The sequence below is a fragment of the Lamprobacter sp. genome (genome assembly GCF_034860625.1).
Taxonomy (GTDB): domain Bacteria; phylum Pseudomonadota; class Gammaproteobacteria; order Chromatiales; family Chromatiaceae; genus Lamprobacter.
On the sequence record NZ_JAYESN010000416.1, the window covers coordinates 1 to 1970 of the forward strand.

Below are 1970 nucleotides of genomic sequence, written 5' to 3' on the forward strand. Positions count from 1 at the left end.
CTGTTCTTCTCCGGCGTGCCTCACCGGTGTCCTCCACAAGGAGATGACGGTCCTCTCAAGTTCCCAGGCTACCCTTGTGTCTACATGCCCCGCTCGGCGATCCCGGTGGTGCCTTCGCCGCTCACCTTAACGCGCCAAAGACCACAGCCTTCCGGTGCCTTGAAACCGTCGGCTTTCCCGTGCTTGCGCGCGGTTATCCTCATGGACCACAACAACTCTCTTTTCGGGGCTCAGTCACACGGCCTGCACACTCGCTACACCTGGCTTCATACATACCCTTGCGGAAATATGCACGCAGGTTCGCTACAGAGCGCGGTGGTTAGCCGCCTCTCGTGGGAATTGGGTCGCTCCTCACCCACTGGGTAACAATATCCAATTTCACGGTTTCCCTTCCAATTCCAAGGATCTGGATTTAACTTGACATAACAAGGCTCGATACTGGGCTCGTGGCTAGCGATTACCCAGGCGGGACTTCCACCCGCTAGAACACGCGGCCTTGCCAGGCCGCACTGTCCCCGTTTGCGTTTGTACTGCAATCGCCCGACTGGTACTGCCGCATCGCTTGCAAATAGGCGTCGAAGTCATCCAAAAAACACCTGCAAAAATGCGATGTAACGGTTGCGTTAATTTCTTCAAGATCCGTCGCAAACAGTTTCCACGATCCGACCGCCGTGCGGAGCCCATCGGCAAGGTCCTTCGTGATGACACATTCATCCTCCAAGATCGTGAAACAATCCTGAGAATTGGCCATTAACGACCCAACCCGCGAGGCGGCAACCGTGATGCCGATCCGCCAGGAAAGACGAACGACATGCGTCAGATCCCGCTTGATGACATCTAATTCCTGGTCATTTTCCGCTCGATCCACCTTCAATGGCTGTTTTTCCCGGACGGCGGTCAAGTATCGATGCAAGCAGTCAAGATCAACCTGGACGGATGGCATTCTCATTAAAGGTAGCCCTATGCCACTAAATAAAGTTCCGGTGCGACTTGGTAGAGAGGTTTGACGAAAGAACTCGGCCGCTGGTGGCGGCATCGCCCGCACCGACATCAGTGGAAGCTGGCTACGGGCACCTGGTAGACATCGCGGATTTTATAGTTGTAGGTGAACATCCGGCGCTTGGGCCGCAGAAAACGTCACATTCCAGGGTCACGGCGTCGTAGATGCTGACGTTGTTTTGCACCTTGCAGTGATCGCCGATGCGCACGTCATTGCCGACATAGACAGTCTGCCCGAAGGAGCAGGCGCCGCCGATGCGGGCGCCTCAGTGAAAGATGGTCTCGGGCGTCTCGGCGGTGAGGATGCGCTCGGACCATGCCTCAAGCTGCTCCGGCTCGGCGGATTCAATGCGCGGGCGGTAGGTCTCGGCCGAATCAGTGCCGAATTTTCGCGCGAGTAGGCGCATCAAGATCGTGGCCTCGCCCTGCTGCACGCCCTGCTGCACGCCCTGGTCAATAAACCGATCGGCAAACGCGCTCATGGTCTCGATCTCCTCGGCATACTGTTGCTGATAGCGTTGGCGTTCATTCTCATCAAGGTTGGCATAGATGTCGACAAAGTCCAGGTATTTGATCTGCCGCTCGGGGTCCGGTTCCAGCGTGCGCAGACCGCGTACGGCTTGGGCGTAGACGTCGACCTTCTCCTCGGGCGCATACTGCATGTTGGGTAGGTTCAGCCGCGCGACCAGGTTGGGGCTGTCGAAATAATCCCGTGCCCGCAGCCCAAACAATGGCCAGGCCAGATAGCTGAACTGCAGATAGACGCGCGTGTCGCTGCCCAGACTGAGCGTGTCGCGGTACGCTCCAGGGTGCAGGAAGATCACCACCGGCACCACGCGCTCGGTGTGGTACAGCTCGGCCAGATCCAAGCAGTAGTGCGCCAGGCGGTGGATCGAGAAGCGCTTGGGCTCGGTTTCTTCCTCGAAGACAAACAGCAGCGCCTGGCGGCGGCCATCGGGCCATTCAAGCAG

General features: G+C 58.0%; 3 protein-coding genes and 1 pseudogene. All 4 read right to left on the reverse strand.

What is annotated here, in order from left to right; translation table 11 throughout:
• Positions 1-80: 80 nt before the first annotated feature.
• On the reverse strand, positions 81-203 hold the full coding sequence (locus VBE63_RS28250; RefSeq protein ID WP_323686310.1) for a hypothetical protein: 123 nt from the start codon (positions 201-203) through the stop codon (positions 81-83).
• A 278-nt stretch (positions 204-481) separates the two neighbouring features.
• Positions 482-901: a hypothetical protein gene (locus VBE63_RS28255; protein WP_323686311.1), complete on the reverse strand. Its 420-nt coding sequence runs from the start codon at positions 899-901 to the stop codon at positions 482-484.
• Positions 902-1118: 217 nt separating this feature from the next.
• Positions 1119-1265: pseudogene (locus VBE63_RS28260) on the reverse strand (N-acetyltransferase); the annotation flags it as partial.
• Positions 1266-1970, reverse strand: a 705-nt coding sequence (locus VBE63_RS28265) for a DUF4351 domain-containing protein (protein WP_323686312.1), incomplete at its 5' end; no start/stop codon positions are given.

Bases quoted from the DNA above. Each gene is read 5' to 3' on its own strand.
- VBE63_RS28250 (WP_323686310.1), bottom strand. From the start codon at position 203: ATGAGGATAACCGCGCGCAAGCACGGGAAAGCCGACGGTTTCAAGGCA.